The 14,244-nt window shown below is 42.1% G+C and carries 11 protein-coding genes; 7 read left to right on the forward strand and 4 right to left on the reverse strand.

All coding sequences use genetic code 11. The features are described 5' to 3' along the window. The first annotated feature begins 105 nt into the window (after nt 1–105). Nucleotides 106–507: a CU044_2847 family protein gene (locus tag V7K84_RS14200; protein WP_334838904.1), complete on the forward strand. Its 402-nt coding sequence runs from the start codon at nt 106–108 to the stop codon at nt 505–507. Continuing rightward, nucleotides 504–1,214: a TIGR04283 family arsenosugar biosynthesis glycosyltransferase gene (locus V7K84_RS14205; protein ID WP_334838906.1), complete on the forward strand. Its 711-nt coding sequence runs from the start codon at nt 504–506 to the stop codon at nt 1,212–1,214. Before V7K84_RS14200 ends, V7K84_RS14205 begins: the two co-directional genes overlap by 4 nt. A gap of 12 nt (nt 1,215–1,226) precedes the next feature. Here V7K84_RS14205 and V7K84_RS14210 read toward each other — a convergent pair whose 3' ends face one another. Continuing rightward, complete coding sequence (locus tag V7K84_RS14210) at nt 1,227–1,496, reverse strand: hypothetical protein (protein WP_334838908.1); 270 nt, start codon at nt 1,494–1,496, stop codon at nt 1,227–1,229. Between the two features lie 39 nt (nt 1,497–1,535). On the opposite strand from V7K84_RS14210, the gene V7K84_RS14215 reads away from it, so the two are divergent. The 3 genes from V7K84_RS14215 (at nt 1,536) to V7K84_RS14225 (ending at nt 5,033) form a co-directional block, all read left to right on the forward strand. Next, complete coding sequence (locus V7K84_RS14215; protein ID WP_334838910.1) at nt 1,536–2,294, forward strand: TVP38/TMEM64 family protein; 759 nt, start codon at nt 1,536–1,538, stop codon at nt 2,292–2,294. Then, on the forward strand, nt 2,263–3,105 hold the full coding sequence (locus V7K84_RS14220) for a TVP38/TMEM64 family protein (RefSeq protein ID WP_334838912.1): 843 nt from the start codon (nt 2,263–2,265) through the stop codon (nt 3,103–3,105). Before V7K84_RS14215 ends, V7K84_RS14220 begins: the two co-directional genes overlap by 32 nt. Nucleotides 3,106–3,482: 377 nt before the next feature. Next, entirely contained in the window at nt 3,483–5,033 is a 1,551-nt protein-coding gene (locus V7K84_RS14225) for a mercuric reductase (protein ID WP_334838914.1), read from the forward strand. Nucleotides 5,034–5,212: 179 nt separating this feature from the next. On the opposite strand, the gene V7K84_RS14230 is transcribed toward V7K84_RS14225, so the two are convergent. Then, on the reverse strand, nt 5,213–8,245 hold the full coding sequence (locus tag V7K84_RS14230) for a PA14 domain-containing protein (protein ID WP_334838915.1): 3,033 nt from the start codon (nt 8,243–8,245) through the stop codon (nt 5,213–5,215). A 1,011-nt stretch (nt 8,246–9,256) separates the two neighbouring features. On the opposite strand from V7K84_RS14230, the gene mgtE reads away from it, so the two are divergent. Then, entirely contained in the window at nt 9,257–10,657 is a 1,401-nt protein-coding gene (gene mgtE, locus V7K84_RS14235) for a magnesium transporter (protein ID WP_334838917.1), read from the forward strand. 88 nt (nt 10,658–10,745) lie between these two features. Here the strand turns inward: mgtE and V7K84_RS14240 are convergent, their stop codons facing one another. Together V7K84_RS14240 and V7K84_RS14245 are read right to left on the reverse strand one after the other, a co-directional pair. Beyond that, nucleotides 10,746–11,003: a hypothetical protein gene (locus V7K84_RS14240; protein WP_334838919.1), complete on the reverse strand. Its 258-nt coding sequence runs from the start codon at nt 11,001–11,003 to the stop codon at nt 10,746–10,748. A gap of 185 nt (nt 11,004–11,188) precedes the next feature. Further along, the gene (locus tag V7K84_RS14245) at nt 11,189–12,070 is read right to left on the reverse strand and encodes an SDR family oxidoreductase (protein WP_334838920.1); all 882 of its coding nucleotides are present in this window, start codon (nt 12,068–12,070) and stop codon (nt 11,189–11,191) included. A 554-nt stretch (nt 12,071–12,624) separates the two neighbouring features. Here V7K84_RS14245 and V7K84_RS14250 point away from each other — a divergent pair. Continuing rightward, the gene (locus tag V7K84_RS14250) at nt 12,625–14,223 is read left to right on the forward strand and encodes a peptide ligase PGM1-related protein (protein WP_334838922.1); all 1,599 of its coding nucleotides are present in this window, start codon (nt 12,625–12,627) and stop codon (nt 14,221–14,223) included. Nucleotides 14,224–14,244 lie beyond the last annotated feature (21 nt).

Genomic DNA, 14,244 nt, shown 5'->3' on the forward strand with positions numbered 1-14,244 from the left:
TATTTCCAGCTTCTACAAGAAATTTACCGCATTTTCCGTAAAATTTTGTAGATAAGCAGCACTGGGCTACCCTAGACGCAATTCTTTTAGGCGAGATTTAATCCTATGACTCAACTCACACCTATTCAGTTAGAAGATGGCACGATTATTTACATTGAAGCCACAAATAACGTAGATGCACCACCAGTCATTACCGAAGTTTCTCCAGAGGGAGAAGAAGAAGCGCTAATTGATAAGGGATGGGATGCTGATGCTGCACAAAAACAGATAGTACAAAATTTCCAAGCAATTGAAGGTACAATTCGGGCTTACACTGTTTATTCACTCAATGCTTTTAAGAAAATCCCTGTTGCTAATATTGATAAAGTCACTCTAGAATTTGGCATCAAAGTTGGCGGTGAAGCAGGTATACCTTACGTAACTAAAGGCACTGCTGAAAGCAATCTTAAGATAACGGTAGAGTGTTCGTTTCCTGACCAACCGGAAAAGAAAACTCAGCAATCATGAGTGAGAGTATTGACGCAGCCAAAATTTCGATTATTATTCCGGCTATTAATGAAGCGAGGAATATTAAAAAAGCCATTGCTACTACTCAAGGCAATATAAATATAGAAGTCATTGTAATCGATGGTGGCTCTAGTGATGATACTGTAGCGATCGCTCAGTCTTTAAATGTCAAAGTTATCTCATCATCTCCCGGTCGTGCTGTGCAAATGAACGCGGGTGCTGTAGCGGCTAGTGGCGAGATTCTGTTATTTCTCCATGCAGATACCCGTTTACCAACTGGGTTTGATGAGATGATTCGCACGGCACTACAACAGCCTGGGATTGTGGCTGGTGCTTTTAAGTTGCGGATTGATGCGTCACTTTTAAGTTTACGATGGGTGGAGTGGGGGGTAAATGTGCGATCGCATTTTTACCAAATGCCTTATGGCGACCAAGCAATTTTTTTAACAAAGGAAATATTTCAGCAAATAGGCGGCTTTCCCGAATTGCCTATCATGGAAGACTTTGAACTCATGCGTCGTCTAAAACGCATCGGACGTGTTGTAATTATTCCCACACCAGTTGTCACCTCAGCGCGTAGATGGTTGCAAAAGGGAGTATTGAAAACTACGCTGCTTAATCAAATAGTAATTATTGCTTATTTGCTCGGCGTTTCACCTGAGCGAATTTGTAGCTGGTATTGCCGAGAAAAATTTAAGAGGCTTTAAGCTGTTTCTCATTTAGGTGGTATATCTTAGGGGCATTGGATTTGAGGTGTAAATTTTAAAGTTGAGCCTCAGAAGGTCAACATCGAGCTTCAGAAGGTCAACGTCGAGCCTCAGAAGGTCAACGTCGAGCCTCAGAAGGTCAACGTCGAGCCTCAGAAGGTCAACATTGAGCCTCAGAAGGTCAACATCGAGCTTCAGAAGGTCAACGTCGAGCCTCAAAAGGTCAACATTGAGCCTCAGAAGGTCAACATCGAGCCTCAGAAGGTCAACACCGAGCTTCAAAAGGTCAACATCGAGCCTCTGAGGGTGAAACTTATAAAAATGAACAAGCGTTTATTAAATTCCAAACTCAAACTACTACTGCTAAGTTGCCTGATTATCACTCTAATAATTGCTGCTAAACAGTTAAACTTTCAGGGACTTTTACAGACCTTAGTCATTTGGGTTCACAGTCTTGGTACTTTAGGGCCTATTGCCTACATAGTTATTTTCAACTTAGCAACATTACTATTTATACCGGGTTCTCTTCTAACCCTCAAAAGTGGTTGTCTGTTTGGTGTATTTTGGGGATCGATATATGTGCTAATTGCTGCAACAATTGGAGCAACCTTGGCTTTTATTATTGGACGCTACCTGTCGCGGGATTGGGTTTATCGACAAATGGAAAAACATCCTAAATTTAAAGCGATTGATTTAGCAGTTGCGAAAGAAGGATGGAAAATTGTTTTGCTAACTCGTCTTTCACCTATTTTTCCCTTCAATTTATTAAATTATGCTTTTGGGATAACACAGGTTTCTCTCAAAGACTATATATTAGGTTCCTTCGGCATTATTCCCGGTACTGTGATGTACGTTTATATTGGTTCTTTAGCTGGTAATCTTGCCATGATTAACACTTCTCATCAATCAATTACTCCAGAAACTCAAATCTGGCAATGGATAATGCGAGTAGTTGGGTTGATTGCTACCGTTGCTGTAACTGTGTATATCACAAAAATTGCTCAGAAAGCATTAGCTCAAAGTGTGGCAGTAGAAGAAATCACAACCCATGAAAAAACTAACAATCATTCAGATATTTAAAGCCTCTCTGCGAGACGCTACGCGAACGACTCCGCTCGGCTTTAACACTGAGCGAAGCCGAAATGTTAAAAGTATTGATGCCAGAAATTTCCAAAAGTTTTTTAGCCTCAGTGTATTAATATTACTAATATTGGCAAGTAGTTTCTCATTAAACGCAGACCCAGCTTTAGCACAAGAATCGGTAAATTCAAATTCTTTTAATCCCCAAGCAATTTTACGCGAAGCCTTGCAGTGGATTGATGGCCTGGGTACCGTGGGAGCCATAGCTTTTATTGCCCTTTATATTATCGCTACCGTTGCTTTTTTCCCAGGTTCTATTCTCACCTTGGGAGCTGGGGTGATTTTTGGTGCAGTTTGGGGTTCTCTTTACGTGTTTATCGGTGCAACCCTTGGCGCTACAGCTGCTTTTCTCGTCGGACGTTATTTAGCAAGGGGTTGGGTTGCTGGTAAAATCGCAAATAACAAAAAATTTGCCGCCATAGACGAAGCGGTAGGTAAAGAAGGATTAAAAATTGTCCTGTTAACGCGACTATCCCCGATATTTCCTTTCAATTTGCTCAACTATGCCTTTGGCATCACAGGAGTTTCACTTCAAGATTACTTTATCGGCTCCTTGGGTATGATTCCCGGAACCATCATGTACGTTTATATTGGTTCCCTTGCAGGTAATCTGGCGATGATTGGGACTGAGACTCAACCTACCAACCCGACTTTACAATGGGCAATTCGCATCTTGGGTTTATTTGCGACAGTCGCCGTGACAGTTTATGTAACCCGGATTGCCCGGAAAGCTTTAGAAAAGGAATTGTAGGGTAGCACTACTGTACAAGTCTATGTCAACTGCAAATTGCTGTAATATCATGTCCGCGTAATTAGTTATGATTCCCATAGCCATTGCACCCCTCCCCGCAAGGCTACGGTGTACACACAGTTGCCTCACAGCGTTTAGATCCCCCCTAACCCCCCTTAAAAAAGGGGGAAGCAGAGTCAAAGTCCCCCTTTTTAAGGGGGATTTAGGGGGATCTTCAACGATTTTGGGTTTTATACAAAGATGTGTGTACACCGTAGCCTCACAAGGGAAGAGGGGTTCTTGTAGCTCACTCAATCGACGCTATAAACAAGCATAAAAATAAAAGACTGAGCCGCCTAAATTAATCGGGATTCTTAATTTTAAAAGAGGTTTTGCCAATGACCAATTCAGATTTAGAGAGAGTCACAGTTCGCCCAATAGACGAGTATAACCAAAAGTTGGTGTCTTACGTCCATCCGCCAAATTGGGTTAATCCTCAACCCGCCGATGTTTACGACTTGGTAGTAATTGGGGCTGGTACGGCGGGATTAGTCGTGGCTGCGGGTGCTGCGGGTCTGGATTTGGGTTTAAAGGTGGCGTTAATTGAAAAGCATCTCATGGGTGGAGATTGCTTAAATGTTGGTTGCGTACCATCTAAAACTATTATTCGTTCTGCCCGCGTCGTTGGCGAAATCTGGAATGCTAAAGACTTGGGAGTTAATATTCCCCAACATAATATTGATGTTGATTTTCCCAAAGTTATGGCCAGGATGCGGCGGATAAGAGCTGGTATCAGCCCTAATGATTCGGCGGAGCGGTTTCAAAACTTGGGTGTTGATGTCTTTTTGGGTAGCGGTCGCTTTGCAAGTAAAAATACCGTGGAAGTTGGCGACAAAACCCTCAAGTTTAAAAAAGCTGTAATTGCGACTGGCGCAAGAGCCGCACAACTGTCGATTCCGGGAATTGAACAGGCGGGTTATCTAACCAATGAGACGGTTTTTTCCTTAATTCAACGACCGGAACGTTTGGCGGTGATTGGTGGCGGGCCCATTGGTTGCGAATTAGCGCAAGCTTTCCGGCGCTTGGGTTGTGAGGTGGTGCTTTTCCATAGCGGTTTTCATCTTCTGAATAAAGAAGATGCTGAAGCCGCTAAAATTCTTCAAAAGGTTTTGATTAACGAAGGAATTCGCGTAGTACTCGATTCCAAGTTGGAGGAAGTGGTAACTGTCACCGAAGGGAAACGCCTTTACTTTTCCTCCAACGGTCATCGAGATTCGGTGACAGTCGATGAAATTTTAGTTGGTGCGGGGCGATCGCCAAATGTCGAAAATCTAAATTTAGAAGCTGTGGGTGTAGAATATGACAAGCACCAAGGCGTGAAGGTAAATGATTACCTGCAAACGACCAATCCCAAAATTTACGCAGCTGGCGATATCTGCATGAACTGGAAGTTTACCCATGCTGCTGATGCCGCGGCGCGGATTGTAATTAAAAATACCCTGTTTTCTCCCTTTGGCTTGGGACGCTCGAAACTCAGTAGTTTGGTAATGCCTTGGGTAACTTATACTGACCCAGAAATTGCTCACGTAGGTTTGTACGAACACGAGGCGCAGAAATTGGGTATTGAGGTGACGACCATCAACATACCTTTTAATAGTGTAGACCGAGCGATCGCAGATGGTGAAGAGTTAGGATTTCTCAAAATCCACCATAAAAAGGGGTCTGATGAAATTATCGGTGCAACTATTGTCGCCAGTCACGCGGGTGAGATGATTTCAGAAGTGACTACGGCAATGGTGAATAAGATTGGTTTGAGCAAGTTAAGCAGTGTAATTCATCCTTATCCCACTCAAGCCGAAGCGATTAAAAAAGCAGCTGATGCTTATCGTCGAACGCTCCTAACATCAAATACCAAAAAACTGTTGGGATTCCTGACAAAGTTATCTTAATCAAAATCAGTGAACAGTCGCATAACTGTTCACTGATAACTGATACAGCAGTTTTCAACTAGATGAAGTATAAAGTACAGGAGTCAAAATCAGATTTACTTCTGCCTCCTGCCTGGTTGTTGAGTTTCGACTACGCTCAACTGCCGCGTAGTCGAAACAGTGCCTCCTTCAAGTCATCTCTAAACAGGTCGGAAGCGATCGATCTCGCCTCCGGTCAAGTTTGCGTAATACAAATTACCATCAGGGCCAGTGGTGATTTGTGTAGGCAGTCCTAGATTAGGCCTGTCTGTTTGGGAAGCAAACCGCTTAACTGAGGTAACTTTACCTTGACTATTTAATATCAAAGCATCGATAGTTCCTTGACTGAAATCACCAATGAATAAGGCACCTTGATAGATTGAAGGGAAAGTATTACCTGTGTAAAAATCACCCACGAGGATCGAATTAGAACCAGAATGCTTGTAAGTGTACAGTGGTTCTGTAACAGATGAGCCACTATTATAGAAGGCTTTTGCTGCATCTAAATTAGCGTAGGCTGGTTGTTTCAGACTGACGACATTACCATTTGCATCAAGGCCACCTTCATAGAATGGCCAGCCAAAGTTAGCTCCTGGTTTTCCGATATTGACCTCTTCGTAAGTACCGAAGCCAACATCACCAATTACGGGGGTATTGGTCTTTTTATCAATTGTGAAACGGAAGGGGTTACGCAGACCTAAGTCATAAACTTTGGAAATATTGCTATTGCCGTCACCGTTGTAGAAAGGATTGCTTGATAAGCCTTTACCAGTAATCGGGTCAATCCGCAGAATTTTACCGGATAGATTATTCTTATCCTGGACGCGAATTGCTCGGGGGTCTACTCCATTGTAGGAAGTACCATCTCCTAAGCTAACAAACAGAGAACCATCAGTACCAAAACGCACAGAACCAACTGAGTGAGATTCACTATCATTGGCTATAAAATTCTGGATATTTTGGACTTTATCGAGATTATTAAGATAATCTTGCAAGCTGGTAAACGGCTTACCAGTATCTTTGTTGAGAATTCCTGATGGTGCATAGCCAAGTGAGACATTTGTACTATTTCCATCTGGGTGGCTGATATTTGCCCAAGTGCCATTTGTGCCGAGTAATACAACTTCGCTGCCAGCGATCGCAGTAGTGTAATTAGTGTTGGGGTCGGCTGTAAAGCGACTTAGCCGCGCAGTCCGATTCCCATTCTGGTCGGGATCGTCTAATGTGCTATTGGGATTGTTCTTAGAATTGCTTGTATTAGTTTCTGGTGGATCGTAGGTATACAACAAGTAAACATAGTTGTTGCCGTTTGGACTTTTGCCAAAATCTGGATGTACGGCAATGCCTAACAAACCGCGATCGCGCGTATCATTTACCTCTCCGCGAATATCAGTAAATGGTGTTGATAATAAGGTACCGTTTTTCATGACTCGCACTACCCCATTTTTCTGGGCAACGAACATACTCTTACCATCAGGTGCCCATTCAAAAGCTGTGGGTTGATTTAAACCAGAAGCTACCGTATCTAAAGCAAAGTTACCAGAGTCATTATCAATAATAGTGATACTTGTCTGTTGATTAGTTAACTGCACTCCAACTGCGTTACTGAACTTCAAAGCAAATGTTTCATTTGATTCCCCAACGTTGTCATTAAGAATGGGGATAACAATGGTGTTGCTGGTTTGTCCGGCTGCAAAACTCAAGCTTCCAGATACAGCCTGGTAGTCAGATCCAGCTTTAGCAGTCCCATCTTGGGTTATATAGTTGACGCTAGCAGCCGCCGAAGCATTGCCCCGTGTAACTGTCACCTTAGCAGTACCGTCACCCTCATTAACTACTGGCTGACTGAAATCGAGGCCAGAGCGATCGTTGTCTTGAATCGTAATTGCGAGAGTTCTTTGAACTCCGAGTGTTGCCCCCTGTGCCTGATCGATCGCAAAATTAAATGTTTCATCTCCTTCTATCGAGGAATCATCATTGATCGGAATGGATATCTGCGCGCTGCTTTGTCCCGGCGCAAAAGTAAGTATTCCAGCACTTTCAACGCCTTCACTCCCATAGTCAATTCCTTTTGTAGCAGTATTAGCTATAGTCGCATACTTGATTGAAGATGTACTACTTAAATCTCCAGTTCTAAGTAATTTAACGGTAACACTATCACTGCCTTCGTTCACAGTCATCGAAGACGATCCTAAGGTGATAGTGGTCTCAAGAAATGGTGAATAAAGTTGAGACTGAGGAATGATTTCCTTCGCCTGAGAGGTGCTTGACCAACGCAGTTGAGAAACGGCATTGTTTTTATTTTCGTAGTACTCAAGTTTAATATCGTACTTCTGACCTGCAACCAATGCGATCGAGCCACTCGATTCGGTGGCAGATTGATCGATAAACTGATTGATGATTTGTTGACCATTCACCCACAGTCGCACACCATCATCAGCAGTGGTGTAGAACTTGTAAGTTTCGCTGTACTTGGCTTCTACCTGACCTGTCCACCGCGCTGAGAAGGTATCCGCATCAATCGACGGAGCGGGAGAATCAGCGCCCCAATTAAAGTTCACCGTCGGATTTGTAGTAGTTACCTTTAGGTTAGTGAAGTCGATGTTGTCGTAGTATTCTGCTTTGAGTCCGTTGCCAGTACTAGGTGTGCTGACATTACTATACAGTTGCGACTGGGGAATGATTTCTTTCGCCTGAGAGGTGCTTGACCAACGCAGTTGAGAAACGGCATTGGATTTATTTTCATAGTACTCAAGTTTAATATCGTACTTTTGACCTGCAACCAATGCGATCGAGCCACTGGATTCGGTGGCAGGTTGATCGATAAACTGATTGATGATTTGTTGACCATTCACCCACAGTCGCACACCATCATCAGCAGTGGTGTAGAACTTGTAAGCTTCGCTGTACTTGGCTTCTACCTGACCTGTCCACCGCGCTGAGAAGGTATCTACACCAATCGACGAATCGGGAGAACCAGCGCGCCAGTTAAAGTTCACCGTCGGATCTGTACGAGTTACCTTCAGGTTGGTGAAGTCCATGTTGTCGTAATACTCTGCCTTGAGTCCATCTCCTTGAGAGATTAGGCTAGAGCGAGCAGAAATACTGCTTTGTTTTTGGTCAATACTTTCTAGAGATGATTTAGTAGTAATTACTGGACTTACAGATGTTGATAAGTTTTGATTTGATGCCATAATTAATGAATGTTTCAGTATTAGTTTTGCATTGATGAATATTTCAACAAAGAATGCATCATAAAGCTTGATATAAATATATCGATCGGCTAATCATTGATTGGCTTATAAATATATCTTTATTAATTACTAATTATGAATAATTACTTGAAGAACATATTAGTCTTTGTTTGCTTTCAAAAAATTGCTGAGTTTTTGAGACCTTCTAAATTTCACTGATGTGCAAATGCATATTCAGTAAGGCAAGCAATGCTCAAGAAAGCAAATACATGCGTAATTAGTCAAATGCAATAACTTTACATAGATTACTTAAGTATTCTTTTACTTCTACATATTTGACAATAGATAGCGGTGTTATGTCTATCTTGTTTATAGAACTTTGTTTAAATATTCACATTAATCTATTCTTTTTTAAAGGAATATAAAAGTTTTGATGATGTTTAAGTAAAAATTGCCAAATTACCGGATAATTTAATGTATTTTATCTACAGATTTATTAACTATATAAAAATTAGATAAAGAGAAATTTTAATATTTAAAGATTTAAAAAACTAATATTTATCTATACTTCATCTCTTTGTCACCAGAACTAGCATAAATATAGTAATAACCTAAAATCAGTGGAACAAAAACTTTGCAAAAGCCTCACCAGTCATGCATTTAAGCTAGAGAACACAATTTACTGGGATTAAAAAATAATCGTACTTTTTGAGTAACCTTGTTGTGAGTGGATATATCCTGCCAATCGCTACGTGACCATGCCCCGTTGGGGCGGGGTGTTGGGTGTAGGTTAGAAATAGCCCCAACAACCCGCATCGTCACAGAGCTACGTCTTTTAAGACGATTGCATTGGTCGGGGTTTCAGAGCTACGACCAATGCTGTGTCCCCAACACCTCACACCCTTCTTCCCGACTCCAAGTCAGAAAAATTACAAGTTTGACCTTGTACATCCCACTTTCCCCTAGACTAGGGGCAGCAACCTTGTTCAAACTGGCTGAGGAAAGTGGACTTTGACTGAGACAAACAATTTAAACTCTACCATCCAGAATCTCTCACGCAGGGAATTGCGAGATTTAGTGCGGACTCAGCTGCAAATGCTCCTGGAAGCAGGAGACTTGCAGGGAGCAAAATCTATTCTTGTGCCCGTGCAGCCTGCGGATATCGCCGAGGCGATTGAGGGTTTGCCAGAAGCGATGCACGCTTTGGCTTTTCGCTTGCTTTCTAAGGATGAAGCTATAGAGGTTTATGAATATCTCGACTACAGTGTTCAAGAACGGTTAATTGAAGAACTTAAAAGCCAGGAAGTCTGCGATATTGTCGATCAAATGTCGCCGGACGATCGAGCTAGGTTATTTGATGAATTACCGGCAAAAGTCGTCAATCGCTTGCTAGAACAACTGAGTCCAGCAGAACGTCAAGCTACAGCCCAATTATTGGGTTATGAAGCTGATACAGCTGGGCGAATTATGACGCTAGAGTTGATCTCGTTGAAAGAAAATTTTACAGTATCTCAAGCTCTGGAGCGAATTCGCAACTTAGCTAATGCCAGTGAGATGATTTATTATCTTTATGTCATGGATGCGGCAAGGCGCTTGACGGGCATTGTATCGTTGCGGGAATTAGTAACGTCTCAGCCTGAGCAAATTATTGGCGAAATTATGACCCGTGATGTAGTGTTTGTTTACACTGATACAGACCAGGAAGAAGTTGCAAGATTAATCCAAAGATATGATTTTTTGGCTGTGCCTGTGGTAGATCGAGAACAGCTTCTAGTAGGTATTGTGACGGTGGATGATGTAATTGATATTCTGCAACAAGAAACCACCGAGGATATCTATGCCTTGGGTGGTGGTGTGCAGTCGGGGGGCGACAATTATTTTCAAATGAATTTGTTAGAAATTGCTCGGAAGCGAGTTGTCTGGTTATTGGTCTTACTTATAACCAATACCGTCACAGGGACAATTATTAAGTCGCAAGAGGATCTTTTAGCAAAAGTGGTGACACTAACGGCTTTTATCCCCTTGTTGACTGGTACTGGGGGTAATGTAGGCGCTCAATCTTCCACAGTAGTGATTCGCGGGATGAACACCGATGAAATCCGATCGCTTGGTGCATTGCAGGTAATCGGCCGGGAAGCGATCGCTGGGGCATTATTGGGAGGAATGTTAGGTACGATCGCTACTGTCTGGGCTTATTTTCTGCAAGGACGATTAGAAGTAGCGATCGCTGTAGGCACTAGTTTGGTAGCTATCTCTATTTTGGCTTCGATCTCCGGTTCATCACTGCCATTTCTATTTCGCTATCTTCGTTTAGATCCAGCATTAATGTCAGCGCCGTTCATCACCACAGCAGTTGATGTCGTAGGTGTTTTGATTTACTTCAATTTGGCGCGGATAATTTTAAAGTTATAAAAAGAGTCATTGGTCATTAGTCATTGGTCATTAGTGAATAACATACTACAAATGACAAAAGACAAAGGACAAATGACTAACTTAACTTTTACAATTCTGATTCCGTAGCTGGAGCAACAATTTCGCCAGTACCCAATTGCAGTATCATGTCCTGGTCAGTAATCAATCCGGTAAGTTCCTTCACTTGTAAATTCATGTCTTCACAAGCTTGTCTAAGTTCTCTGGCAAATTTGTTGAGGTCTTGACCATAGCCACATTGATAAGCAGCAGTTTCAATTCCTTGCTGGGCATTTGCTCTAGCACAATCTACTAGTTCTCTGCCATTCAATGGTGTAGGAGATGCCATAGACGTAGTTATTATTTATTAAATGTTTGCTGCTAGATAGACTATCAATATTCCCACATTTACTCATCCCTCCAATGGAAGACCATCAGGGTATAATTAGAAGTAATTATTTTTTTATCATTAGTCATTAGTCCTTTATTCAAAGTGAAGAACCAATGACTAATGACTAATGACTGATTTTTCACTTAACCATTGACAACATCTCCACCATTGACGTGTAATACTTGTCCAGAGACATAAGAAGCATCATCAGAAGCTAAATATACGTAACTAGGAGCAACTTCTTCTGGTTGTCCGGCTCGTTCCATTGGTACTTGTTTGCCAAAAGTTTCAACTTTCTCTTCAGGAAAAGTTGAGGGGATTAAAGGTGTCCAAATTGGCCCTGGCGCGACAGCATTAACCCGAATTCCTTTTGATACCAAATTTTTTGATAAGGAGCGAGTGAAAGCAACGATCGCACCTTTTGTAGAGGAGTAATCTAGTAGTTGTGGGCTACCTTTATAAGCTGTTACCGATGTGGTATTGACGATAGAACTGCCTGCTTGCAAATGCTTGAGTGCAGCTTTAGTCATGAAAAACATTGAGAAGATATTAGTGCGGAAAGTTCGCTCTAGTTGTTCTTCGGTGATTTCTTCAATACTTTCTTTTGGATGTTGTTCAGCAGCATTATTGATCAGAATATCGAGTTTGCCAAACTCACCAACTGTTTGTTGTATGGCTTGCTGACAAAAAGTTTCATTGCCAATATCACCTGCAATGGTTACTGCACGACGCCCTTGCTTTTCTACCAAATGTTTTGTTTCTTTGGCATCATCGTGTTCGTTAAGGTAAAGAATAGCCACATCTGCACCTTCTTTTGCAAATGCGATCGCAACAGCACGACCAATCCCACTATCTGCACCCGTAATCAATGCTACTTTATCTTGTAACTTGCCACTACCCCGATACTGAGCATCATCTGCTTTGGGTTTTGGTGTCATTTCTGATTCAACACCTGGTGCTTCTTGTTGCTGCGGCGGTTGCAATTTTTGCTCTTTTTTCTCTTTTGGTTCTTTTGCTTTAGCCATCTGTTTTACCTTGGTAATTGAATATTGAATGGGGCATTGAGAAAGGGGCACTGGGAATTAGTTACACTCCATCTTTCTCCTATTCCCTATTTCATAACTAAACCTTGGATCGAAAATTCAACCCAAGGTTTATTTTTTACTTTGACTCTCACTAGCCATTTGCAATTTTAGACATTTATATCCTGGATGTTTGCCAAACTTACTTATTCCTAGCAACTCTACGCAACTTACATTATTTATGCTCACGCCTGACCATGAAAACAAGTACACAACTCTAATGTGATGAAGAATTTATCTTTTTCATCTGTTTTCAAGTTAACTATTATATTGCTGTACTTTATCGCCCCCTAGAGGTAAAGTAAGCAGCAATTAGCTCAACCTTAAGAGGGAAAAAAAATTAAAAAGTCGGCGATCTGCGGGTTGCTATAGCTCGATCGATCCTTGCGGACTTCCAGAAATTTTTTGCAAAACTATCTGAATCCTGACACGACGACTATACATCGTCCAAAAGGGTGCGTGGTGCGCTACATTGAGATCATTAGAGGGCATGGGTTATGGCAACATTAAATATTTCCGAGTTAGAACAGGTTGAAAAGTTTCGCCACTTACAATTAACCCTGCGCGATCGCTGGAAAACGAGCGAACTATTTGACAATAGCGAAGCGGATATTTTAATTATTCCCTCCTTGAGTCTTGACCAGCGCGAACTCCAAAAGATCGAGGGCTGCGAACATTATGAAGAAAGATTACTATTTTCCTTAATTCGGTTGCGGAATCCCCAAACTCGGCTGATTTATGTAACATCAGTACCGCTGCATCCGAGTATCATTGATTATTATTTGCAACTGTTGCCAGGAATTCCCTTTTCTCATGCTCGCAATCGCTTGTTGTTACTTTCTACTTACGATTCCTCCCTTAAGCCTTTGAGCCAAAAGATTTTAGAACGCCCCCGTCTGCTAGAGCGGATTCAGCAATCTTTGAGGCTAGACAAATCATTTATGATCTGCTATAACTCTTCGCACTGGGAAGGCGAATTGTCTTTAAAATTAGGTGTACCACTGTATGCTGCTGCACCAGATTTACAGATTTGGGGAACAAAAAGTGGCAGTCGGCAAATTTTCAAGGAAAGCGAAGTACCGCATCCAGATGGCAGCGAAAAAGTTTGGAACCCCACAGATTTGGCAGAAGCTACCGTTGATTTGTGGGAACGCCAACCAACATTAAAACGGGTAGTAGTAAAACTCAACGAGGGCATTTCTGGCGAGGGGAATGCATTGTTGGATCTCAGACCGATTGAGAATTTAGCACCAAACACTGGTACTCATGCCGAAAGGATAGCCGCAATTAGCGATCGCCTTTCAACAATGCGCTTTCAAGCAAAACTTGAGACGTGGGATAATTTTTCGGGAAGAATTCCAGAATTAGGGGCAATTTCCGAAGCATTTGTGGAAGGGGAAATTAAGCGATCGCCCAGCGTTCAAGGACGGATCACGCCCCAAGGCGAAGTGGAAATCCTTTCAACTCACGACCAAATTCTCGGAGGCCCAGACGGTCAGATTTATCTTGGTTGCAGCTTTCCTGCTGATGAAAGATATCGATTGCAATTACAGCAATTGGGACTTCAAGTTGGCAGAAAGCTAGCAGATAAAGGCACTTTAGAGCGGTTTGGTGTAGATTTTATCGCCGTTGACAAGGGTAATGGAGATTGGGATATTCAGGCGATCGAAATTAACCTACGTAAAGGCGGTACAACTCATCCATTCATGACCCTGAAATTATTAACAAACGGTCGCTATGACCTTTCCACGGGTTTATTTTATAGTCAACAAGGTCGTCCAAAATACTACGTTGCCACTGATAATCTCCAAAAAGAGCGCTATCAGGGATTATTACCTAATGATTTAATGGATATCATTGCTCACCACAGATTGCAGTTTGACAGCGGTACAGAAACGGGTACAGTGTTTCATCTTATGGGTTGCCTTTCGCAGTTTGGCAAGGTGGGATTAACCAGCATCGGTGATTCACCGCAACAAGCACAAGACATTTATAACAAAGTTGTCAAAGTTCTGGATGAAGAAACCCGCAGCGAAAATCGTGATTTCTCGCCGTTTTCAGATTATTCTTTTCCTGTGGTTTGGGATGAAATATAGGGGCACAGCAAATTCGCCCAA

Source organism: Nostoc sp. (genome assembly GCF_036917315.1).
GTDB lineage: Bacteria > Cyanobacteriota > Cyanobacteriia > Cyanobacteriales > Nostocaceae > Nostoc.

Coding starts and splice junctions, on each gene's coding strand:
- V7K84_RS14215 (WP_334838910.1), top strand. CDS start 1,536: ATGAACAAGCGTTTATTAAATTCCAAACTCAAACTACTACTGCTAAGT.
- V7K84_RS14225 (WP_334838914.1), top strand. CDS start 3,483: ATGACCAATTCAGATTTAGAGAGAGTCACAGTTCGCCCAATAGACGAG.
- V7K84_RS14240 (WP_334838919.1), bottom strand. CDS start 11,003: ATGGCATCTCCTACACCATTGAATGGCAGAGAACTAGTAGATTGTGCT.
- V7K84_RS14245 (WP_334838920.1), bottom strand. CDS start 12,070: ATGGCTAAAGCAAAAGAACCAAAAGAGAAAAAAGAGCAAAAATTGCAA.
- V7K84_RS14250 (WP_334838922.1), top strand. CDS start 12,625: ATGGCAACATTAAATATTTCCGAGTTAGAACAGGTTGAAAAGTTTCGC.
- V7K84_RS14230 (WP_334838915.1), bottom strand. CDS start 8,245: ATGGCATCAAATCAAAACTTATCAACATCTGTAAGTCCAGTAATTACT.
- V7K84_RS14205 (WP_334838906.1), top strand. CDS start 504: ATGAGTGAGAGTATTGACGCAGCCAAAATTTCGATTATTATTCCGGCT.
- V7K84_RS14200 (WP_334838904.1), top strand. CDS start 106: ATGACTCAACTCACACCTATTCAGTTAGAAGATGGCACGATTATTTAC.
- V7K84_RS14220 (WP_334838912.1), top strand. CDS start 2,263: ATGAAAAAACTAACAATCATTCAGATATTTAAAGCCTCTCTGCGAGAC.